Genomic DNA, 23,886 nt, shown 5'->3' with positions numbered 1-23,886 from the left:
TTTATTTATTTTGATCTAATAGCTCACATGCTTTTCGCGCAGTATCATAATCGAAATTCATATTATGACTTTCTAATTTCTTTTCTGCGAAAAAGGCACCTTTTCCTTTTATCGTATCCAAAATAATCATAGAAGGACGGATAGTTTCTTTTTTAGCTCGGTCTATAGCCATTGCCATGTCTTCAAAATCATGTCCGTTCACTCGCTGTACGAACCAACCGAAAGCATTCCATTTTGCCCCTATATCTTCGATATCCATGACATCGCTGACATAACCATCGATCTGCATTCTATTATTATCGGTAAAAGCAATCAGATTATTCAGTTTATAGTGAGATGCAGCCATAGCACCTTCCCAAATCTGTCCTTCATTCGATTCCCCATCTCCAATTATCAAATAGACTTTGTTATCTATCTTATTCAAACGATTTGCAAGGGCAAGTCCTATTGCCGTTGATATGCCCTGTCCCAGCGAACCGGTAGTCATGTCAATCCCTGGAGTACGGTTCATATCACAATGACTGGGTAAACGAGTACCTCCCACATTTAACGTATGCAGCCATTCCTCTGGGAAAAAGCCTTTATTAGCCAATACACTGTACAAAGCCGGCCCCGCATGTCCTTTGGATAAAACTAATTTATCCCGGTTCTCTTTTCGAGGATTATCACAGGAAACATCCATATACTTATAATACAGGATAGTCAAAACATCCACTATCGATAATGCTCCACCGATATGACCAACTCCCAAATACCCAATCGTATCGATTGTTATTTTTCTAATCTCCCTGGCTTTTTCTTCCAGTTTTTTCATTTCTTCTTTTTCCATAACGGATTTTTTTGAATTCTATACTATTTTAATTTCTATATTCTCACCTTTGATACCCGGATAAGCACCCTTTTGAATTAAAGGAATACGCTGCGGATGAGCTATCAACCATTTATTCTTTGCAAATAGAAGAACGTCTTTTGAAGCTGCCGCTTCAAAAGTTTTCAGTTCCGTATTCGTACCTTTCGGCAGTACAACCACACATTTAAAGCCTGAACCGGAGACTTTACAAGGGCTAAAATGCAAAGTCGTTTCATATAATTGCAAAGCTGTCCCTTTTGGAACATAAAAGACCTCTACATCCTTCACATCATACTCCTTATCCTGGACTCTTTGAAGTTTTCCAAGCATAAGTACTAAATCCGTAACTGCTATATCCACTTCACTTCCTTTATGGTATTCCAAACCGTTCAATGTCGAATTTTGACCATTGCAATAACCGATTTGAATAGGCATTTCTCCATAAAATTCATTTTCCAACTCTCCTTTTACCGGCATCTCCTCCAATTTAGGGACAGAAGCGATATAGCAATTCCCTTCAGCTGGTATTTCCGTATTCCTCTCCATAAAAGAAATCAAATCGGAAAAGTCATATTCTGCAATCAATTTTCCATAAGGAGTAAAAGCATCGTCACATATCTTTTTTATTGAAATATGAGGATTTAACTTTTGTAATTCTTCCAGCTTCATTTCATCATTCTTTTTAAGTCACTAATACTCAATTAATTCAATAGACAGATACTGACAAAACATTTTCAATTCTTCCATTATATCACCATAAGCCACAACAAAATGAGGTTCCCATCCATCTTCCGCAATTTCTCGAACCTTCCCTGAAGCATTTCCTTTCGCAGGACGGACAACAACAGATGTTCCGAAAAATTTTTGCGGTTCGTCCAAAGCTTCTCCATGCATAGCAAAGAAACGGAAACCGTTTTTCCCCTTACCCAAACGGACTACTGTCACCTCTCCTGCTTGCAAACCAAACTCCATAGTTGGTCCTATTTTTCGATTCGGATGTACCCCGATACCAGCTCCTTCTTTCTTACGTGACAGACAAGTTGCACCTGCTCCGCAATGCCAGAACACAATACCGTCACAGCTCTCATCTACAGCCACCGGATCTCCGAAATAAACAGATCCTTTAGAAAATGCAGAAGCGATAAACATGGTTATCACCCCACCCAAATCAGTTTCACAAGATGCCGGAATACCATTATCATTCAACATAGACAGAACCGCACAAACAGGAGCTCCGAAACCTGTGAAGAAATCTGGCCAGCAACGGGATGCAATAGCTTGTATTCCATTCCGGTCAATGAAATTTTGATATGCTTTACGTAACCGGGCATACTTTTCCTGATTTTCACTTGGAATTTTATCCAAGCCATTCGAACGATTTTTTAATTCCGATAATACCGGAAGATATTCTTCAGAGGACAACGCAGCCGCCTCTTTCATTATTTCCGCAGCTTCAGTCTGTACCAACCGAATACCAAAAACTTCCGACAACAAAGATTGGTCTATAGCTCCGAACGAAAAACCAGGAGGCTGGATACCTACAACACCTATCACTAAAGATTGCAGTTTCTTTATAAGCATCAATGATGCCTCAATTTTCTTAAATTGCTCTACAACTGTAGTATCCTCGGGATTACCAAACACGAACCGGAATGGTATACCTTGGGTAAACAAACAATTTCCTGCAGAAAAAGCTCCGGTTAATGAGTTTAGCTTCAAACGCCCCCCGTCAATTGAAGGTTCTCTTACAGACCATATCGCAATCGGGCATTTAAACCGGCGAGTTATCTCGGTCATAAAATCTGCTCCTATAAATGTTGTACACTGATATATAATCAAATCAGGCTGAGTAAGTGTATCGGCAAACTTCCCCACCATTTCCGGAGCAGTCAACAACTCCTCCGAAGTCAAAATCCGACCAAAAACGTTCTCCAACATCCTAACAGAAGCTATTCTATTTGCTTCTGCATCTGGAACAGAAAATGTTAATCGTCCATTAGAGAAAAATGCAACATTTAGTTTCATATCCATTTTATTATTGATTTATACTTGTTGAACCTTGTTTTTTCCGTTCATCCATTTCCCGTACGATCTCCTCGTACCGTTTATCAGTAAGTTTATACCCGTAATACATAATCAGAAAAGTTGCAATTGCTAATGCCCCTGGATAAAGGAACATTAATCCACGAATACCTTCGATCGCCTGGGGTGTCTGTTGTTGATTGGCAACATAACCTACTGCCGCCAAAATAACTCCAGGGATGAACCCTGCCAAAGCCTGAGATAGCTTACGGAAAAATGTAAAAAATGAATAAATCACACCTTCCGAACGTAAACCCGTTTTCCACTCTCCATACTCAACAGCATCTGAAATCAAAGCCCAATTTAACGTATTGATAAATGCTGTTCCGTAAAAAGCAATACATGCAAAAATTATAAATGAGATTGTATTGTTTGCTAAAAATAATGCCACAATATCGGCACCACCCCAAATTATTGCTCCTAATACATAGGTAGCTTTCTTTCCCATACGACGTACTAAAGGTTGTACGCACGCTATACCTATGAAAACACAACCAATTGAAAAAAAGCCTAAATAAGGAACAACCGAAATATCATGTAAAACATATTCACAAAAATAAACCTGGACAGCAAGTTTCACATTGAAAGCTGAAAATGTTAACAAATTGACAAGACAAAGTATCAATAACGGGGCATTCTTTGCTATACCAAGATAACTCTTTATAAGACTTCCTTTTACTTCTTTCGGTTTTTGTTCAACGTACCGTTCTTTTACATTCAAAGTGCACGTTAACTGAAGAGTACAGCCCAGCACTGCAAATACACTTGCCGCTGCAAAATAACTATACCTCGGGCCAAACAAATCTGATGCAATTGTAACCAACGGAATAAATGCAACAGAAGTAATTAATAAGCCCATAGTGGCACCGGCCCAACGAAAAGATGCCATACTGGATCTTTCTACCGGTTCCTTAGTCATTGCCGGTATCATGGAACCATAAGGAATATTAAATATGGTATATGCCAACCCAAATAATGCATAAGATAAATACGCCCAAATAATCCGGCCATTAAGTTCGAAATCCGGTACATAAAAACTTACAGCTGTACACAATGCCAAAGGAACTGTGGCATAAAGCATAAAAGGACGAAACTTCCCGAGCTTTCCATATTTCTTTCTACTGTCAATCCATGTTCCGACCCCAATATCTGTAAAACCATCCAATAGTTTGGTCACCAGGAAAAGCATTCCTGCCACAGATGGCGGAAGCCCTAAAGAATCGGTGTAAAACTTGAGCAGGTAAATCTGCCCCATGTCAAACAGAAAATTATTACCCACATCTCCAAGGCCATATGAGAACTTTTCTCTAAATGACAAACGGGAAGCTATTTTTTGTCCTTCTTTCATAATATACAATTATTTAAACTGTTTGAACTTTCAACTTGTCACAATTATTTCATTTTAATTATATCCGGGATTTTGCTGTAGCTGAGGAGCTCTATTTATTTCTTCACGTGTAATAGGAAGCCAATAGAAAGCATTATTTTTCCATTCTCGAGTATCCTCTTTGGCTTTATAGTCTAAAAACCATTCCATATCACCATTTACGAACTCTTTGACTTTCATTGCATAAATATTCCGTATTACTTTATCACAAATCATCCAGCGCCGGATATCAAAGAAACGTTGTCCCTCACCAAAAAATTCAATAGCTCTTTCATGGCGGAGATATGTTCGGGCCTCAGATTGATTCTCGGTAACACGACTGGGTAAACCCGCCCGATGTCTAACCTGGTTCAATGCCGACAAACCATTCTGGATATTAACATTATCCCCCAGTTCTATGCAAGCCTCAGCATAATTGAGAAGCACTTCTGCATAACGATACTCTACCCAGGTATTTGTATTATTATAGTATTGTCCGACTGTTTCCGGATCCATAAATTTCTTCATATAATATCCTGTCTTTGTTCCATTCCAATTATCAATGGAACTTTGTCGTGTATCAACACCAAATTTTGCAATAGAACCATCAAGATTATAGATATGACCCGTCTGAACACAATTATTCGGTTCTAATTTTGCAACATCTTCAGGACGTTGTTGCCAGGGTGCCCCATGATACAGGATAGTTGCATAAAAACGAGGTTCTCTCCCATTATATGGATTTAAAAGAGGATTATTTGCCAACTCTTCCTTTGTCGCTTTCCGGATCGTCTCATTCTCTGGGGATTGAGCGTCCCATACAAACTTGGAACCATCAGCCATTTCAAATTCACGGACAGACCATTCAACCGGTTCATTATTTCCATAATTATGATAACCATTCGGTCCGTTCCATAGATTTACCTGGTTTATCTTTCCGTCTTTCAAAGGGTACTGTATGCCCCAGATCGTTTCGCTATTCCAAGCACCTTTTTGGTTAAATATATTAAAATAAGTTGAAGCATACTCTTGTATCTGAACCTCTGTCAGAGGGAGTGCCGGTGCTGATGTATTACCTACAAGTGCATAATGACCGTATTTTCCATCCATAATATCTTTGGCCGCATCACGGGCTGCTTCCAGCAAAGCTCTCCTACTACCGGCCGGGAAAGAGACTAATTCGTTATCCGGCTCAAACCCACCATTAGTCAATTCACTGGCACAGAATAACAACATTCTCGACTTAATCGCAGCAGCAGCCCCCCTTGTACCACGTCCCTGCTCCATTTTTTCAGGAAGAAACTCAATCGCTTTTTCTACATCACGGAGAATAAAGTCTTTCGTATCCGAAATGGAAGAACGCTTAAAACTTCCAAAATCATCATTCAAATCAAAAGGTTTATCAATCAGGACCACCCCACCATTCATCATTAAAAGATGCGTATACATCAATGCCCTGATAAAATACGTTTCTCCTTTTATCTGTTTACACAAGGCTTCATCCTTTGTCGTGTTAAGAGGAACTTCATCGATATGAGCCAAGATTATATTCAAGTTTTGAATATTTTTATACAGGTTTCTCCATAAAAGCCATGCTCCATGTGCATCATTATTAAAATAACCCAATTGGTCAGGACTCAACCTGCCGTTAAGATGGACATAGTTTTGCGCACGGAAAGGATTTAAAGATTGATCGGTTCCTGAAGTAAGCATATCCCTATGCATACCGAGCACACCATCATCATTCGGTCCCCCCATCTGGCTATAACAGGTTCCCAGATAAGCTTTAACAAGATTAATATCAGAAAATACGATATCCTCATTAAAAGAATCCACTGCTTGTTGATCAAGAACATCGGTACAGGAAGTCCCGAATAATATAATTATCGCTAATAAATATCTAATGGTTTTCATAACTATTCATTTTTAAAAGGATATATTCGCCCCGATTGCAAATGTTCTCATGGCCGGATAAACGCCCGTACCATCCACTTCAGGATCAAATTTCTTAGTTGCGCTATATAGGAGTGCCAAATTATTGCCGGATACAAAAACATTTGCTCTTGTAATACCTATCGACTTGAATATTTTAACCGGAATATCATATCCTAATACCAAATTCTTCAATCTCAGATAGGCTGTATTATCCAGCCAGAACGTATTCATATTAGAACCATAAGTCCAGTATTGGTCTGTCCGGTTAAAAGGACGTGGGTTCTTTCCCTCTATATTATCAACAGACCATCTGTCTTCATATTGCCATTTAAAATAATTTCCTGCTTCTCCACGGCGGTCATCCGATATATTCTGTTTATAGAAAGTACCTTGTCCCTGGAAAAGAACCGAGAGAGTAAAACTTTTCCAACGAAGATCGAAATTAAGGCCATAAGTAATTTCTGGTGCATCTGTTTTATCTATCAGGATCCGGTCATCCGAAGTTATTTTCCCATCACCACTTACATCCTCAAATATGATATCACCCGGCATAGCTCCAGACCAATGAGGGTAGGAATCCACATGCTCTTTATCTCTAAAGATACCTATCGCTTTATACATTAGCTTTGTTCCATAAGGATGTCCGGTCGTTTCCTGCCAGGGGACAACTACCTCCGGTTCGTCTTTAAACACCACTTTATTCCGGTTAAAATTAAAATTGCCACTGATATCCAGACGCCAATCCTTATTAAATGTTTTATGAAATCCGGCTTCCAACTCAAATCCTTTGTTATCTACACGTGCAATATTTTCATTAGGTAACTTAAGACCTGTAAATACAGGGACTGAAGCATTTCTTGCAGCCAGAATATCTTCACGCTTATTATAAAAATAATCAAAATCCAAGCTGAAAAGACCATTAAAAAACTGGGATTCAAAACCATAATTTTGAGTTGTCTGAGTCTCCCAAGTAATATACGGATTGGCAATAGTAGGAGGTCCTAATGTTGTTTCTATATCGGACTTTGTACCAAACACCATTCCTTTCACATCTGCCAAGGTATATTTGTTGATATACTGGAAAGATGCTCCCGGATCCATACCCATCACCCCATAAGATGCTCTTAATTTAAAATAGTTAATAAAAGAAAGATGTTGTTTCCAGAAACTTTCTTCCGATGCACGCCAACCTAACAAAAAACCGGGGAAATTACCCCATCGACTTTCCGGCGGGAACTTCAAGGAACCATCACGTCTATACAATACCTCTACCAAATATTTGTCTTTAAATGAATAAGTAAACCTTCCTATCAAAGAACGTCTTGCATAAATTGTCATGCCTCCGGATGTATTTTTATTCAGGTTTGATCCTGCATCCATAATCTGGACAAGATTAGATATATATCCTTCACGATATCCCAAGAAATTATTCGTATCGCTGGTGTACTGTTCAAACCCCAAATAAGCAGTCACATTGTGTGCCCCAAATGTTCTTGCATAATTTATATTCACATTCCAAGTCTTGTTGATTACACGCTCATAATCCTCTGTATTACGAGGATCTGATAGGCCTCTTAAAGTAGGAACTACCGGCATATCTATAATAAAACCTGTTGATGGATCTCTTGTCGCTTCCGACCAATTTGGATAATAGAGTGTCCAGGGATGATAGAATCTTTTTCGGTAAAAGTTATTAATATCGTAATCAAAACTGCCGTTTAACGCCAAACCTTCAATAAAAGGCGGTGTTATAGTCACATTAAATGTATTTTGAGAACGATAAGTCTTCTGGTCATTCTTTCCACCATCAAGTGAAGATGTTACAACAGGATTGTTACCATTCTCCACATCAGGGCCAGGTAATCCGTTTGGCCAAAATGCCGGACTTGTCGGAACAACACGGATAGCAGAACCAATAATATCACCAGCGCTCCTGTATGGAAATACACGATGTGTTTCTATATAAGAAGTATTAAGATCAACCTTAAGCCAATTTGTAATGGGGAAATTTAATTTTGCTCGGATATTATATTGATCATATTTCGTAGACGATTGTTTATAAATGGCGTCATCCTTCTTGTATCCAAGAGATACATAATAGGTCATGCCTTTAAATCCCCCGTCAATAGTCAAATTATGACGCATAGTCGTAGTCCATTTTTTTATCAGTTCACCATACCAGTCCGTATTCGGATGTTCCCAAGGATCAGCACCATTCCTGAATAATTCGATATCTTCATCCGTATACGTACGGGCCGCCCCTTTATAAGTTTGATACTCCGATAACATGGTTGCATATTCAGCCGCATTACATAATTCCGGAACTTGGGTAGGAGTCATAAAGCCTTGATAAAAATTATAATTCAGCCTTGGTTTTCCGGCTTCTCCGCTTTTTGTAGTTATCAAAATAACACCATTAGCAGCCTGTGCACCATATATGGCAGCTGAAGCATCTTTCAATACAGATAACGAAGCAACATCATTCGGATCAATCTCATCCATAGAACGCCCTTGTACTCCATCAATAACGACCAATGGCCCGGTATCATTACCAAGTGTAGAACGTCCACGTACCATCAACCTGGAACCCAAATTTCCAGGCTCTCCATTTTTCTGTATAGCAACAACGCCCGGAAGACGTCCGGCTAATGCATTTGTTACGGATGTTGCCGGAATAGACTGTATATCCGCTCCTTTTAAAGTAGTCACAGACCCTACGACATTTGCTTTCTTCTGCGTACCATACCCGACTACCACCACTTCATCCAATGATAAATCAGAATCGGGATGTAATTCTATTTGAATAACTTTGCGATTATCAACCGGAACTTCAATTGCAGTAAACCCTATATAAGAAACAACAAGTGTGCCCTTTTCATTTTCTAATTGAAAAGAGAATTTTCCATCGCTATCAGTAGCTGTACCGATTGTACTTCCTTTTACCATTACAGTGGCCCCGATAAGAGGCTCTTTTGTGCCTGCATCAATTACCTGTCCGCTTACAGTTATTTTCCGGCTACTCTGCTGGGATATTGGTTGCATATCCGCTATCACTCCCCTTTCAGAAACTAAATCGGAAATATTTGCATATGAAACAAGCGAGGATGACATCAAAATCAAAAACGTATAAAAACGCTTAATAATGTGTTTTCTCATAAAAGCATGATATAAAAAGTAATAATTAACAATAACCCTTAATACTGAATATATTCAGTCATCCATTAGAAAATCTATATACAGGGAAATATCCGGTACACAGAAGAACTTATAAACGAAATATTTCCCTGATAATCAATTTATTTCTATCCCAAGTCCTTTACATCTATCACTCTTCTTTCTTGGGCTGCACGAACGGAACCTTCCAATATCTGGATAGTCTGACGTCCGATATATCCATCAGGATATGCTTTTTCTTTTCCTGCCAGAACTTTAGCAAAATGTTTTAATTGCATAGTAACTCCATCACCCTCGGCAGGATCTACACCTGTCGTTTTAATTACTTCCGGTTTCGGCATATTGGCAGGCTTTGGAAATCCGTTCGGACTACCATATTTGATCGCAATCTCACCAGCTCCCATCTGTATCGTGCCATTTACACCAAAAAACGTATCAAAAGCCTTAGACCCATAATTATAAACATTTCCCCCATAATTCATCAAAGCGCCATTTGCATATTCAACTAATACGCCCGCATGATCACTCGAGTCTCTTTTACGCAATGAATAATTATTTACTCCTTGAAGACTGCAAACAGATATCGGTTCACTATCAAATACCCAATTGTTCACATCAATAATATGTGCTCCCATTTCATAAACCACACCACCACTTAAAGCTTGATCCATCCTCCAATAAGGAGTACCTGACGGATATTCGTCAGCCGCCGGCACACGCCAGTCTCCACGATAATCAAAAAGACTGGACTGCAGTATCTTCCCTACTGGCTTATTCCGAACCACTTCTACCAACTTTTTATATTCGCTGGAATGACGACGCTGAGTTCCGATCTGTAATGCTTTGCCTGTACGTTCGACAGCTCCGATCATTTCATTACAATCTGCAACAGTCAAAGCCATCGGTTTTTCACAAAACACGTTTTTACCGGCTTCTAAACACGCAATTACAATATCTTTATGTGTATTATTAGGAGTAATAACAGCTACTGCATCCAAATCAAGTTGCAATAATTCTTCCAAACTATTTATAAACTTGGGTTTTACATTACTTTTTATCAACTGGGCGCGTTGTTCCATTTTGTGAGGGACAATGTCACATAAAGCTGTAATTTCAATTTCCGGCACCTTATTTAAAGCTCCAATAATTGTTTTACTACGATTACCACATCCAATTACACCCATTTTAAATTTTTGCCCGGAAACAGCCTCAATAGTTGGTACGGATGCCATTACCGGGTTACTACTAGAAAAGGCCATACCCAGGCCTGCTAGACTACTTAACTCGAGGAAACGACGTCTTGACAAATTGTTCGTGTCATTCATAATACTTTTTTAATTTAATGGTTTATATTAATGTTTCATTTAACAAAATCGATTTTTCAAATTTGGTTAACAACAGTAGTATTTCATCTTATATTTTATCAAATCAGCTTAAAATTTATATTACCTATTAGAAAAAGAAGATTTATCAGATAGGATTATACAAAAAAATTAAGTAAAGCACTGTTATTTTCCTATTGATTCAATTTTCCATACACACTACATGAAAAACCGATTTTTCAATGACCCAAAAATAGAATGTCTTTTTTAAAAAAACAACAGTAAGCGCTATTTTATTGTATAATTTTTGTTAAACGACCACATTTGCATAAAAATATAATTTATATTTTTATGCAACGCTAAAAGAAATTATTACGTAGAGAGATCAAACTTAAACTTGTATAGTCCCATCACTTAACAAATATACAATCTGATTATCACTAAAAACCTATATATCAACATCACTAGAATATCATGTAGAAAGAATATGTTTGTAAATAAAAAGCACCAATCAAAATTCCAACTATTTACACAATAAAAATACTATACTCACTTTTTTCAATAACCAATATACAATAAGTAAAATTTATACTTATATTTGTCACGGATTCAAAAAAACATATACACAGCGGAATACCGCATCAAAAACATTGAAGAGATAAAACTCTTTTTGTATTGGCACCTCTCATAGTAGTCAAGTTTTTGTCGTAAGCAAATTTACAGATAAAAACAAGTATGGAAAAATATCCATCTCAATATCATTTGTAATAATTGTTGACGATCTCACACCGAGATTGCGGATGTAAGTATGAATCCATATACTTCAATGATAAATTTACCAGTAGAGCAGGAATGAGTAACTAACTTCATACAGATTACTCTGATAAGCTTCTGATTGGTTACTGTCCCACGACAGAACTTAATTCAGTAAAGTACAAAACATACCTACACCATAACAGGCACGTTGCCTACCGCACATTATATATAATGTAAGTTACTATAAAGACAATCAATAACTTATTGATTTAAAAAAAATTATAGATTAATATAAATATATTTACAATGATTAGAACATCTATTTTTAAAGGATTCGCAATTATATTGCTATTTGTCTCTACTCTCAGGATATTTTCAGCTAAAATCTCAGCTTCGAGGATATGTATTCGAATATCTCAACAACAACCTCAAAATTACTATATACATAAACAGGCAAGATCTCCTACAACTCTTAAATATAAAGGTTCTGAGCCAACTGGAAAACTTCCTCCCTTGCTAAATTTTCCTATGAAAGCATATAAAGATCTTAAGAATTTCAGATTTTTCGAATTTGGAGACGTAATAGGAAATCATCTTAACCTCCCTCCAGCCTCTTTATCTATTTCAAGGATAATTTTGGAGAATGGAACCCTAAAGATGCACAAACCAAAAATATAAAACAGACCATCGATACCGAAAGACCCACTTCCGGTAAGAATTGTCAAAAAACGGCGGAAAGTATAATTTTAATCATATCAAACTACCCCGAAAAGGACGCTGGCAACTCGTGTTCTATTTTGGCGAGTCCGAACCTGGTTCTTCGATATGGATCAATGACGTAAAACTCAAATTCAAAAAAACAGAATGAATTAATTTAAAACGAATAACAATATGAATAAAAATTTAAGATTAGCAGCCATACCGATGACCGCATTGGTAGCTGTAGCATGTAATGGGAATAATCCTGGGGCACAAGAAATGAAACCCAATGTCATCCTTATATATATATAGATGATATGGGATATTCAGATATAACAGCATTCGGAGGACATTATGCTCCTACACCGAACATGGATCGCATAGGCCAAGAGGGTATACAGTTCAATCAATATTATACTGCATGTCCTATCAGTTCCCCATCAAGAGTAGGAGTAACTACCGGAATGTTCCCTACCAAATGGGGTATCACCACATTCCTCAACGACAGAAAAGCCAATTACAACAACCAATCAAATGATTTCCTGCTTACGGATGCACCTACTCTGGCACGCTCAATGAAAGCCGGAGGATACGCCACTGGACATTTTGGGAAATGGCACATGGGGGGAGGCCGCGATGTTGTGAACGAACCACAAATTACAGAATATGGATTTGACGAATACAGTTCTACATGGGAGAGTCCGGACCCAGATCCACTTATCACAGCTTCAAACTGGATATGGAGCGATCAGGACAGTATCAAACGCTGGAAAAGAACCGAATATTTTGTAGACAAAACATTAGATTTTCTTAAACGTCATAAAGGACAGCCCTGCTATGTAAACCTCTGGCCCGATGACATGCACACCCCCTATGTTCCTTCACAAGAAACATTCGAACAGACAGGGAAAAACGGCTTCTGGGAAAAACAGGTAAACTTTGTCCCGGTACTTGCAGAGCTGGACAAGCAAATCGGAAGATTACTGAACGGATTAGAGGAACTCGGTATAGCTGACAATACCATTATTCTCTTTACAAGCGACAATGGCCCTCACCCAAGCTACAAAAATGAACGTACGGCAGGTATGCGGGGGCAAAAAGGCACTTTATACGAAGGAGGGATACGTATGCCGTTCATGGTCCGTTGGCCAGCAAAAATAAAAGCGGGCCAGATCAACAATGCAACTGCTCTTTGCAGTACAGATATTTTCCCTACAATATGTGCATTGACAGACGTAAAGCCTTTGACCAACGGGTATGAACTTGACGGGCAGGATATGAGCAAAACTTTCCTCGGCCAATATGACGGTAAAAGAAAAACTCCTATTTACTGGGAATTTGGAAGACATTTCGTTGGCAAACCACTTCCCCGCAATGCCTATCAGACACGTAGCCCGAATATTGGAGTTCGTGAAGGTGACTGGAAACTTCTCGTAAACTACGATGGAAGTATGGTTGAACTTTACAACATTGCCGAAGACATAAACGAGACAACAAACGTCGCCGAGCAAAACCCAAAAATAACGGAAAAACTGAAAAAACAGGCTATCGACTGGTTCAACGATTCATTCCGCAAGCATGCGGGAAAATTAATAAACCCTGATTTGAAATAAGGTTGCCACAAAAATACGACCGATCCGGGGATTCATAGTTATGGTTTTCCGAAATCATAACTATGAATTGGAAAAACCATAACTATGATTTGTAAAATGTGTGTTTTTGGAAGGAGTACAAGGATATGTTTTTCATGCAATCGGACTAACCGGAAAAATGATTATCTTTGGCAATGTCAAACATAAATTCTAACAAACAATGCAAAACACAAATTCGCTCTTACTCTTCGGGTTTGGATTAAGCATGATGCTTTCATGTAAAGAAGCGCCAGCTCCTGCACCTGTATTGCCGGTTCCCACACCCGAACAAGTGGAATGGCACAAAATGGAAACTTACGCCTTCGTTCATTTCGGCCTAAATACATTCAATGATTTGGAATGGGGATATGGCAATACGCCTGCCTCAACATTCAACCCCACAGATTTAGACTGCGACCAGTGGGTACGTACCATCAAGGCTGCAGGATTAAAAGGAGTTATCCTGACAGCAAAACATCATGACGGTTTTTGCCTATGGCCCACAGCAACTACCGAATACAGTGTAAAAAATTCCCCGTGGGAAGAAGGTAAAGGAGATATGGTCCGCGAATTATCGGATGCCTGCCGGAAACACGGGTTGAAATTCGGTCTTTACTTATCTCCCTGGGACCGCAACAGCGCGAATTACGGTACACCGGAATATGTAACAAAATTCCATGCCCAGATGCATGAACTGGTCACTCAATACGGCCCGCTGTTCGAATATTGGTTTGATGGAGCCAACGGAGGGAACGGATGGTACGGAGGAGCCAATGAAACCCGCTCTATTGATGCAAAAACATATTACAAATACGAGGTAGCCCGCGATACGATAAAAAAATATCATCCGAACGCCATGATATTCGGAGGAACCGTACCCGATATTCGCTGGATTGGCAATGAAGAAGGCTGGGCAGGAGACACCCAGTGGAGTCTTTATTCGCCGGAAAAGGAAACCAATTACCGCCAAAGCCAGTGGGGAATGGAAGACGGAGACGAATGGCTGGGAGGCGAATGCGATGTGTCTATCCGCCCGGGATGGTTCTATCACGCACGTGAAGACCATCAGGTAAAATCGTTGGCACGTCTGGTCGACCTTTATTACCGGAGTGTCGGTCACAACTCGAATTTCTTGCTGAACTTCCCTGTAGCCTTAAACGGGAAAATAGCTCCAGGCGATTCTATCCGTGCCGTTGAATGGTTCCAAACGATTCAGAACGATATGAAAACCGATTTGTTAAAAGGAGCATATGCCGAAGCCAGCTCAGTAAGAGGAAGAAAATACAGTGCCAGCAAAGCAAACGATGGAAACTGGGACACGTATTGGGCGACGGAAGACGGTGTAACAACCGGCACATTAACATTTACACTACCCACCCAGTCGGATGTAAACCGTTTACTTATCCAGGAATACATTCCATTGGGGCAACGCGTAAAATCATTTAATATCGAATATGAAAAAGAAAGCAAATGGTATCCGGTAAAAGCAACAGATTCCACGACTACCGTAGGTTATAAACGTATTGTTCGCTTCCATACCGTATCAGCAGAGAAAATACGAATCAATTTTACTGATTCGCGCGGTCCTTTATGTATCAATAATGTAGAAGCATTCCTGGCACCTGCCCTGATAACAGAACCGGTTATTTCCCGTAACCTTTCCAACAAAGTAACAATCAGTACCGGAGACAGCAATGCCGAAATCCATTATACGACAGACGGCAGTGAACCTACCAAGGATTCGCCCGTATATACGGATCCCTTCGATTTTGCACAAAAAGGAATCATCAAAGCGATTGCTTATGACAAAACATTCGACAAGACAAGCCCTGTATCCATGCGGGAACTGGATATTCCTTCAACCGATTATACTGTGGTCAGCCCGAAAGATGATAAAACGTCCGTTATATTCGATGGAAACGGCTACAGCACCTACTACCTGCCAAAAGGGAACAGGGATATTACCATCCGGTTGAATAAAGAGCATATGATTTCCGGTTTCCGGTATACTCCCAACCAGGGACGCGATGCAGGCGGTCATATCTCCCACTATCAGCTATATGTAAATAATAAGAAAGTGGCAGAAGGCGAGTTTTCAAATATCAAACACAATCCGGTGGAACAGGAAATACGTTTCCCTGCCACCCGCGGAAATACAATCCGGTTCGTAGCAACCAGTATCCTGGATAATGCGCCACAAGCCGGTATCGCAGAGTTTTCTGTTATTACGGAATAAGGAGAATCAGGAAGAATAGGTCATAAACCAATGCGTGACCTTTTCACTATATGTTTTGGAAATGGGAATATCGGGAACACCGTCTATTCCCATTTCCATATATACCCCATCCTTTTCACGACGTATCACCTTCACCTGGTCGAAATTTACCATATAAGAACGATGGCAACGCAACACATTCGTATTGGCAAGGCTCTCTTCTATCGTTTTCAATGAATTACGAAGCATAAACTTTGTCAATGTCCCTTTATTCATATACCAGATGCAAACATAATTATCTGCCGATTCGATATACAGTAAATTACTCCGTTTCACCGACAGGCGCAATTCATTCTTCTCATCGTAAAAAGAAAACACATTCTGCATCTTTGCCGCATCTTCCTTTTCTTCCGCCAATATCAATAATTGCCTTTCCTTTTCCTTATAGGAGAAATACAAATGCAATGCCGAATAAGGAAGCAGTAGTACCAGGCTGGTATTTATCGCCGACTCTTTAAACACTCCCAGATATTCCCGTTCCGGATTGAGGACGAGTGTATATATCGTATAGAACAAAGACATGAACAGTATTTCCAGCAAAATCCAGACCGCATAGCCCATACGCGTCACTCCATGTTTCCTGCCCCAATAATACATTACAATACGGCTAATGACAACAACCAGTACCCCGGTAAGGATAATCAGGCTCGAGAAAACAAAGAACTTAAATTCGGAAACCGGATACCAATTTGATGAACTGAACGGTTTATAAATATTGATGAATACCAATGCAAAAAATGCCGTCAGTAAAACAAGGCGGACCAGGTTCGACCGTTCATAGAAATATTCCGGTATTTTATGATTTCGCATACCTACACTTTTTTCAAGAATTTCAGAAACAAATGTACGTATATTTCCCTTTACATCCATCCGGCATTCGCCCCGCATAGCAACATTTCGCCCCTATATAGCACTTTATACCCCCAGAAAAGGATGGCTAAACCATTTATTTTGAGAGATTGTTTTTGTATTGTTAGTTTACGTCAAAATTAAAACGCATCTATGGATATTTCTATTCGAACACAACAACTAAACAGTCTTTTTTCCTATGATAAAAAGGCCAGCCTGGAGGAAAGCCATCTGGAAATCCAGCCCTATCGCTTTACCCAGACGACCGGGGCAAGTGAAATTAACGAGTTCCAGCGGACACTTTCCTCTACCGAATTTTGTCCGGTTACAGATAATTACATACAGGAGAACAAAGACTTCTCCTATACGATTTTCACTCCGGCAGGAAAAGTAAAAAGAGACAAGGCAATTATTCTATTACACGGTCTGAACGAACGCTCCTGGGAAAAATACCTGACATGGGCGGAATACCTTGCCAAGCATACGGGAAAGCCGGTTATACTTTTTCCCATCGCTTTCCATATGAACCGCACGCCCAGCCAATGGTGCAACCCAAGGGAAACGCTGTCCTGGGTAAACGTCCGCAAAAAAGAAATAGAAGACCTGGGCAATGCTTCCTTCGCCAACGTTGCACTAAGCAGCCGGTTATCCCAGAATCCGCTACGTTTTTATGCATCCGGCCGCGAATCGGTGTATAACCTCTGGCAACTGGTGCATGAAATAAAAGACGGACGGCATCCCCTGTTTAAAGAAGACACCTCCATCAACCTGTTTGCCTATTCCATCGGTGCATTATTATCACAGGTACTGTTGCTTGCCAATCCGGAAAAAATGTTCAGCGATACACGCCTTTTCATGTTTTGCGGAGGTTCCATCTTCAGTGAGATGAACGGGAATGCACGCGATATTATGGACCAGGCTGCATTCGACAGCTTGCAGCAGTATTACCGGAATGACTTTTTAGAACAACGCACTTTACCGACATCCTTTAAGAATGACTTTATGGAACAGGCATTCAAAGCCATGATTCGTACCGATGTGATGCAGGAATACCGCGAATCGTTCTTTTTGCGTGCCTGCCACCGGATACATGCCATCTCCCTGAAAAAAGATATCGTCATGCCGACCAGCGGTATTATAAAAGCATTAGGCAAAGCATCGGAAAAAATACTGGAAGAACTGGACTTTCCGTTCCATTACAGCCATCAGGTACCCTTCCCGCTTCGCAGCAAAACAGAACCCACCTTGCTGAGCCAGGCTTTCCAGCGCATATTCAGCAGTGCCGCCGCATTTTTATAACGGACCTGCCAGGCATTTACAAAACTCTAACGGAATTCTAATACCCTTGTAACTCTTTTCTAATACCTGCCAGCCTTGTAAACCGGTAGTTTTGCCCCCGGAAAACAAGATTAACAGGAATGCGTAAAAGAGTTCTTTTTTTATTAATGGTAATTGCCTGTTCTTCAGCCAAAGGACAGTCGCAACAACTCCGGCTCACAGTCGGAGATGCCGAAAAATTGTTTCAGGACAATAATCTGGAACTGGTAGCTAACCGGTTCAACGTAGATGCCGCCGAAGCCAAAGTCGTCCAGTCGAGGTTATTTGAAAATCCCTCCATAACGATAGAGCATAATATCTATAACCGTACCAACGGGAAATATTTCGATTTCAGCAAAGAAGGAGAAAGCACGGTCGAAATCGAGCAGCTTATCTATATCGCCCACCAGCGCGACAGCCGTATCCGGTTGGAGCGGATGAACAAGGAAGTAGCCGTACGTCAGTTGGAATTGACAATGCATGTCCTTAAAAACGAAGTGGACCGGCAATTCTTCAACCTGTACTATTCGCTAAACGAAGTCAAGATCTACCATACCGCTATCGAACAACTGCAAAAGATTGTAGAGATACTGAAGGTACAGGTGGAAAAAGGCAATGTGTCTTTAGCCGAAAAGTCCAGAATCTCCGCTTTGCTCCTCTCCCTGCAACAGGAATCGAACCAACGGCAGGATGAAGCTTTGGAGTACCAGGCAGCCCTGAAAGTATTACTGGGTATCCGGCAAGACATAGAACTGCTACCGGAAGTGGATGAAACTTCGCTTGCCGCCTCCCCTCTCGATAAAATCGATTTACAGGATTTGATTGTCCGGATAGAGGAACGCCCGGACCTGAAACTTGCCTCATCGGCATGCGGGGTTGCCTATGCCGATATCAAAGTACAGAAATCGGATGCCTTTCCCAAAGTCAGCGTACACGGATTTTATGATAAGCATGGTCCGATTTGCGACGATTATTTCGGATTAAGGTTCTCTTTCACCCTGCCTGTATTTAACCGTAACCAGGGAAATATACGAGCGGCAAAAGCGGCTTACGAAGGGGCACAGACCAACTATCGGAACCAGGAGCTGAATGCAGTATCCTCGCTCACCTCCACCTATTACAAGATGCTGAATGCCTGGAAGCTCTATAAAACATCCGATATGGAAATATCCGGAGACTGGCAAAAAATCATGGAAGGTGTAAACGACAATTTTATCAAGCGTAATATCTCGTTACTGGAATACGTAGACTATTACCAGACCTATAAAGAAACAATTATGAATATAAATGAACTGGCACGCAAAAGCTGGCTGGGCATGATAGACCTAAACCGGGAAGCCGGTTTCGATGCTATCAAACTATAATCTTATTATTTACCATACAACAACGCAATAGCATGAAAAAGAAATTAATTGGATGGTTGCTGGTAAGCATCTTCTTCTACGGCTGCAAACAACAGGCCACCGATGAAAAACAAGAAGGTATGATGCTGGATGACCACCTCGCCAAAATGATAAGTATCGAGCCTGCCGTTTCCTGCATCCCGCCGGAAGAAACAATCCTGAACGGGCAAGTGGATTTCGACCCGGATAAATCGGCACAGGTATACCCGATTTTTGGAGGAACCATCACAAACGTAAGTTGCGGAATAGGCGACCCTGTAAAAAAAGGGCAGGTACTGGCTGTTATCAAAAGTGCCAATGTAGCCGAACTGGAAAAACAAAAAAATGAAGCAGACCAGAAAGCGGCTTATGCCAAACGAAACCTGGATGCGGTAAACGACCTTGCCAGTAGCGGTATGAGCTCCGAGAGGGAATTGCAGATGGCACGCCAAGAGCTTGCCATCGCTAAAGCCGAACAAAAACGACTCAGCGAGTTCTTCTCCCTTTACCATATCACAGGAAACTCTACATATGAAATACCGGCACCGGTTTCCGGGTTTGTTCTCGAAAAAAACATAAGCGAGAATATGCAACTCAGGGATGATCTGACAAACCCGTTATTCGTTATTTCCGGACTGGATGACATCTGGGTGATTGCCGATGTTTACGAAAGCGACATCACCAAAATACATCCGGGCGACAAAGTAAAAATCACCACCATCGCCTACGGTTCACGTATTTTCGAAGGGAGCATCGACAAAATATCTAATACCCTCGACGATAACAGCAAGACAATGAGTGCGCGTGTCCGGCTGAAGAACGAAGGTTACCTGCTGAAACCCGGCATGTATGCCAATGTGTACGTTGAATCTGCCGGAAGCGGAAAACCGGTACTGCGCATACCTGCGCACTCCGTGATTTTTGAAAATGGCAGGAATTACGTAGTAGTAGTCAATACAGACAATTCGATTGAAAAACGGCAGGTTACCCTGTACAAACAAACCGATACGTACGATTATGTAGCCGACGGACTGAAAGAAGGAGAAAACGTAGTCGACAAAAATGCAATATTAGTGTACAATGCACTATAAAACAAAAGATTATTATGCACAAGTTTATCGATAATATCATTACTTTCTCGCTGAGAAACAAATTCATTATCTTTTTCTTGACGTTTTTGGTGACGGTGGTTGGTATCTTTTCATTTATCCATACTCCGGTAGACGCATTCCCGGAGGTGACCAATACCAAAGTTACCATTATCACCCAATGGCCGGGACGCAGCGCAGAAGAAGTAGAAAAGTTTATTACGATACCCATCGAACTCTCATTAAATGCCTGCCAGAAAAAGACGGATATACGCAGTACGACACTTTTCGGGCTTTCCGTCATTAATGTAATGTTTGACGACGATGCGGACGACTTTTATGCCCGCCAGCAAGTATATAACCTGCTGACGGATGCAGACCTGCCAGAAGGCATTACCCCAAATGTCCAGCCATTATACGGAGCGACTGCCGAAATTTACCGCTACACCCTCCGGAGCGACAAACGGAGTGTACGCGAATTGAAGACATTGCAAGACTTCGTGATAGAGCGGAAACTCCGTTCCGTACCCGGCGTTGCCGACCTGGTCAGTTTCGGTGGAGAAGTCAAAACGTTTGAAGTCAGTGTCAATCCCCAACACCTGACCGACTACGGCATCTCTACACTCGAACTATATGAAGCCATATCCAAAAGTAATATCAATGTAGGAGGAGATGTCATTAATAAAAGTTCGCAGGCATATGTAGTCCGTGGCATGGGACTTGTCAACGACATTAAGGATATAGAAAATATCGTAGTAAAAAACATTGAAGGCAAACCTATCTTAGTAAAGCACCTGGCTGATGTGCACGAATCCGCGCTTCCCCGTCTGGGGCAGGTCGGACGCATGGAAGAAGATGATGTTGTGGAATGTATCGTTGAAATGCGTAAAGGAGAAGACCCGGCAGTGGTAATTGCCGCATTGAAAGACAAGCTGAATGAAATACAAGCAGACGACTTGCCTTCGGATGTACAGATTGTCCCTTTTTACGACCGGCAAAACCTGGTGAATCTGGCGGTACACACCGTAACACATAACCTGATAGAAGGGATTATTCTGGTGACCTGTATCGTAATGCTTTTCATGGCGGACTGGCGCACTACGGTAACGGTGGCCGTTATCATTCCGCTGGCACTTCTTTTTGCTTTCATCTGCCTGCAAATAAAAGGGATGAGTGCCAACCTGCTCTCGCTGGGAGCTATCGACTTCGGTATTATTATCGATGGGGCGGTCGTCATGGTTGAGGGATTATATGTGGCACTCGACAAGAAAGCCCGTGAAGTCGGTATGCCTGCATTCAACCGGATGAGTAAAATGGGATTGATACGTCAAGTGGCAAAAGACCGTGCCAAAGCTGTATTTTTCTCCAAACTGATCATTATTACGGCACTGGTTCCTATCTTTTCTTTTCAGAAAGTAGAAGGAAAGATGTTCAGTCCCCTTGCCTATACATTAGGGTTTGCCCTGCTGGGTGCTTTGATATTTACACTGACACTGGTTCCGGTACTTTCGTCCATCCTGCTAAAAAAGAATGTAAAAGAGCGTAAGAATATATTCGTTGCTTGGGTAAACCGGACTTCCGGTTCCCTTTTTGCCCGTTGCCAACGGCATAAAGCGGCAACTATTATTATCAGTACCTTAGTCGCTATCGGAGGATTGGGTTGTTTCCATTTCCTGGGTTCCGAGTTCCTGCCGCAGCTAAACGAAGGTTCTATTTATATCCGTGCCACATTGCCCCAAAGCATCTCTTTGCAAGAAGCCGTTCCACTTTCCAACCAAATGCGCCGATTGCTGGCCGAATATCCGGAAGTCAAACAAGTCGTATCGCAAACAGGCCGCCCGAACGACGGAACCGACCCCACCGGATTCTACAATATTGAAATGCTGGTGGATATCTATCCCGAAAAAACATGGAAACGGAATATTACCAAAACCATGCTGGTTGAAGAGATGGAGAAAAGACTGTCGGTATTCCCCGGTGTGGATTTCAATTTTTCCCAACCGATTTCCGATAATGTGGAAGAAGCGGCAAGCGGGGTAAAAGGTTCTATCGCTGTCAAGATATACGGGAAAGACCTTTACTTGTCCGAGAAGAAAGCCGAGGAAATTTATAAAATACTGAAAACGGTAAAAGGTATTGAAGACCTGGGAGTTGTCCGGAATATCGGGCAACCGGAACTGCGTATCGAAATAAACGAAGCCGCCCTTGCCCGGTATGGAGTTTCTAAAGAAGATGTACAATCCATCATCGAAATGGCTATCGGAGGTAAAAGCGCCTCCAAGCTATACGAAGATGAAAAGAAATTCGACATTATGGTACGGTATAACCCGACTTTCCGGAATAATGAGGAGAGCATCGGAAAAATACTGGTACCTGCCAGCAACGGAGCCATGATTCCAATCAAAGAACTGGCACATATCTACACACTGACCGGCCCGCTTATTATTTACCGGGACAATAATGTACGATATTGTGCTGTAAAATTCTCTGTCCGGGGACGCGACATGGGGAGTGCCGTAGCCGAAGCACAGGCAAAAGTGAACAAACAGGTTAAGCTTCCGGAAGGCTACCGGCTGAAATGGGCAGGAGATTTTGAAAACCAGCAACGGGCAACGAAACGTTTGGCACAAGTACTTCCTGTCAGCCTGATTATCATTTTCCTTATTTTATTTATACTCTTCAATAACCCGAGAGATGCAGGAATCGTACTGCTGAATGTGCCCTATGCAGCAGCCGGAGGTATTTTGGCTTTGCTTATCACCCGGTTTAATTTCAGCATATCGGCAGGTATCGGATTTATAGCTTTGTTCGGTATCTGTATCCAAAACGGAGTCATTATGATTACGGATATAAAAAAGAATATCCGGGAACAACTGGGACTCGACGAAGCAGTACGCGAAAGTGTAAAAAGCCGTGTCCGTTCGGTACTGATGACTGCACTTATGGCAACACTCGGACTTATGCCTGCCGCCCTGAGCCATGGCATCGGCTCGGAAAGTCAACGCCCGCTTGCGATAGTCATTATCGGCGGGTTAATAGGAGCTACATTCTTTACCTTATTTGTTTTTCCCCTTATCATAGAAGCCATTTACAGAAAAACTGTTTTCACTCGTTCGGGAGAATTGTTGCAAAGAAGACTTTGATTTGATATTTTTACCGG

General features: G+C 41.1%; 15 protein-coding genes. 7 read left to right on the top strand and 8 right to left on the bottom strand.

Annotated elements, in window-relative coordinates:
* Window position 1 precedes the first annotated feature (1 nt).
* The 7 genes from ACGE0T_RS20810 to ACGE0T_RS20780 all read right to left on the bottom strand — a co-directional run bounded on the left by ACGE0T_RS20810 (window position 2) and on the right by ACGE0T_RS20780 (window position 10,666).
* Complete coding sequence (locus ACGE0T_RS20810) at window positions 2–829, bottom strand: transketolase (protein WP_459188485.1); 828 nt, start codon at window positions 827–829, stop codon at window positions 2–4.
* Between the two features lie 18 nt (window positions 830–847).
* On the bottom strand, window positions 848–1,519 hold the full coding sequence (locus ACGE0T_RS20805) for a DUF4867 family protein (RefSeq protein ID WP_459188484.1): 672 nt from the start codon (window positions 1,517–1,519) through the stop codon (window positions 848–850).
* A 21-nt stretch (window positions 1,520–1,540) separates the two neighbouring features.
* On the bottom strand, window positions 1,541–2,875 hold the full coding sequence (locus ACGE0T_RS20800) for a hypothetical protein (RefSeq protein ID WP_459188483.1): 1,335 nt from the start codon (window positions 2,873–2,875) through the stop codon (window positions 1,541–1,543).
* 10 nt (window positions 2,876–2,885) lie between these two features.
* Window positions 2,886–4,280, bottom strand: a complete 1,395-nt coding sequence (locus ACGE0T_RS20795; RefSeq protein WP_459188482.1) for a glycoside-pentoside-hexuronide (GPH):cation symporter — start codon at window positions 4,278–4,280, stop codon at window positions 2,886–2,888.
* Between the two features lie 54 nt (window positions 4,281–4,334).
* Window positions 4,335–6,212 (bottom strand): RagB/SusD family nutrient uptake outer membrane protein, encoded by a 1,878-nt coding sequence (locus ACGE0T_RS20790; protein WP_459188481.1) that lies wholly within the window; start codon window positions 6,210–6,212, stop codon window positions 4,335–4,337.
* Window positions 6,213–6,224: 12 nt separating this feature from the next.
* Complete coding sequence (locus tag ACGE0T_RS20785; RefSeq protein WP_459188480.1) at window positions 6,225–9,389, bottom strand: SusC/RagA family TonB-linked outer membrane protein; 3,165 nt, start codon at window positions 9,387–9,389, stop codon at window positions 6,225–6,227.
* 146 nt (window positions 9,390–9,535) lie between these two features.
* Window positions 9,536–10,666 carry a Gfo/Idh/MocA family protein gene (locus ACGE0T_RS20780; RefSeq protein WP_459188479.1) on the bottom strand — a complete coding sequence of 377 codons (1,131 nt, stop codon included), beginning with the start codon at window positions 10,664–10,666 and terminating at the stop codon, window positions 9,536–9,538.
* A gap of 1,125 nt (window positions 10,667–11,791) precedes the next feature.
* Here ACGE0T_RS20780 and ACGE0T_RS20775 point away from each other — a divergent pair.
* The 3 genes from ACGE0T_RS20775 (at window position 11,792) to ACGE0T_RS20765 (ending at window position 16,051) form a co-directional block, all read left to right on the top strand.
* Window positions 11,792–12,163 carry a hypothetical protein gene (locus ACGE0T_RS20775; RefSeq protein WP_459188478.1) on the top strand — a complete coding sequence of 124 codons (372 nt, stop codon included), beginning with the start codon at window positions 11,792–11,794 and terminating at the stop codon, window positions 12,161–12,163.
* A 338-nt stretch (window positions 12,164–12,501) separates the two neighbouring features.
* On the top strand, window positions 12,502–13,797 hold the full coding sequence (locus ACGE0T_RS20770) for a sulfatase-like hydrolase/transferase (RefSeq protein WP_459188477.1): 1,296 nt from the start codon (window positions 12,502–12,504) through the stop codon (window positions 13,795–13,797).
* Between the two features lie 199 nt (window positions 13,798–13,996).
* Window positions 13,997–16,051 (top strand): alpha-L-fucosidase, encoded by a 2,055-nt coding sequence (locus ACGE0T_RS20765; protein ID WP_459188476.1) that lies wholly within the window; start codon window positions 13,997–13,999, stop codon window positions 16,049–16,051.
* A gap of 6 nt (window positions 16,052–16,057) precedes the next feature.
* On the opposite strand, the gene ACGE0T_RS20760 is transcribed toward ACGE0T_RS20765, so the two are convergent.
* A complete protein-coding gene (locus ACGE0T_RS20760; protein WP_459188475.1) occupies window positions 16,058–16,900 on the bottom strand; it encodes a LytR/AlgR family response regulator transcription factor in 843 nt (280 codons plus the stop codon).
* 192 nt (window positions 16,901–17,092) lie between these two features.
* Between ACGE0T_RS20760 and ACGE0T_RS20755 the strand changes: the two genes are divergently transcribed.
* The 4 genes from ACGE0T_RS20755 (at window position 17,093) to ACGE0T_RS20740 (ending at window position 23,869) form a co-directional block, all read left to right on the top strand.
* A complete protein-coding gene (locus tag ACGE0T_RS20755; protein WP_459188474.1) occupies window positions 17,093–18,238 on the top strand; it encodes a DUF6051 family protein in 1,146 nt (381 codons plus the stop codon).
* 119 nt (window positions 18,239–18,357) lie between these two features.
* Window positions 18,358–19,620 carry a TolC family protein gene (locus tag ACGE0T_RS20750; RefSeq protein WP_459188473.1) on the top strand — a complete coding sequence of 421 codons (1,263 nt, stop codon included), beginning with the start codon at window positions 18,358–18,360 and terminating at the stop codon, window positions 19,618–19,620.
* Between the two features lie 32 nt (window positions 19,621–19,652).
* Entirely contained in the window at window positions 19,653–20,729 is a 1,077-nt protein-coding gene (locus tag ACGE0T_RS20745) for an efflux RND transporter periplasmic adaptor subunit (RefSeq protein WP_459188472.1), read from the top strand.
* A 14-nt stretch (window positions 20,730–20,743) separates the two neighbouring features.
* On the top strand, window positions 20,744–23,869 hold the full coding sequence (locus ACGE0T_RS20740; protein ID WP_459188471.1) for an efflux RND transporter permease subunit: 3,126 nt from the start codon (window positions 20,744–20,746) through the stop codon (window positions 23,867–23,869).
* The last annotated feature ends 17 nt before the right edge of the window (window positions 23,870–23,886 follow it).

Source organism: Parabacteroides sp. APC149_11_2_Y6 (genome assembly GCF_054506995.1).
The sequence above is the reverse complement of the archived record's forward strand: the minus strand, read 5'-3'. Positions and strand labels throughout refer to the sequence as shown.

Coding starts and splice junctions, on each gene's coding strand:
- ACGE0T_RS20770 (WP_459188477.1), top strand. CDS start 12,502: ATGGGATATTCAGATATAACAGCATTCGGAGGACATTATGCTCCTACA.
- ACGE0T_RS20740 (WP_459188471.1), top strand. CDS start 20,744: ATGCACAAGTTTATCGATAATATCATTACTTTCTCGCTGAGAAACAAA.
- ACGE0T_RS20760 (WP_459188475.1), bottom strand. CDS start 16,900: ATGCGAAATCATAAAATACCGGAATATTTCTATGAACGGTCGAACCTG.
- ACGE0T_RS20810 (WP_459188485.1), bottom strand. CDS start 829: ATGGAAAAAGAAGAAATGAAAAAACTGGAAGAAAAAGCCAGGGAGATT.
- ACGE0T_RS20790 (WP_459188481.1), bottom strand. CDS start 6,212: ATGAAAACCATTAGATATTTATTAGCGATAATTATATTATTCGGGACT.
- ACGE0T_RS20745 (WP_459188472.1), top strand. CDS start 19,653: ATGAAAAAGAAATTAATTGGATGGTTGCTGGTAAGCATCTTCTTCTAC.
- ACGE0T_RS20785 (WP_459188480.1), bottom strand. CDS start 9,389: ATGAGAAAACACATTATTAAGCGTTTTTATACGTTTTTGATTTTGATG.
- ACGE0T_RS20755 (WP_459188474.1), top strand. CDS start 17,093: ATGGATATTTCTATTCGAACACAACAACTAAACAGTCTTTTTTCCTAT.
- ACGE0T_RS20805 (WP_459188484.1), bottom strand. CDS start 1,519: ATGAAGCTGGAAGAATTACAAAAGTTAAATCCTCATATTTCAATAAAA.
- ACGE0T_RS20750 (WP_459188473.1), top strand. CDS start 18,358: ATGCGTAAAAGAGTTCTTTTTTTATTAATGGTAATTGCCTGTTCTTCA.
- ACGE0T_RS20780 (WP_459188479.1), bottom strand. CDS start 10,666: ATGGCCTTTTCTAGTAGTAACCCGGTAATGGCATCCGTACCAACTATT.
- ACGE0T_RS20775 (WP_459188478.1), top strand. CDS start 11,792: ATGATTAGAACATCTATTTTTAAAGGATTCGCAATTATATTGCTATTT.
- ACGE0T_RS20800 (WP_459188483.1), bottom strand. CDS start 2,875: ATGAAACTAAATGTTGCATTTTTCTCTAATGGACGATTAACATTTTCT.
- ACGE0T_RS20765 (WP_459188476.1), top strand. CDS start 13,997: ATGCAAAACACAAATTCGCTCTTACTCTTCGGGTTTGGATTAAGCATG.
- ACGE0T_RS20795 (WP_459188482.1), bottom strand. CDS start 4,280: ATGAAAGAAGGACAAAAAATAGCTTCCCGTTTGTCATTTAGAGAAAAG.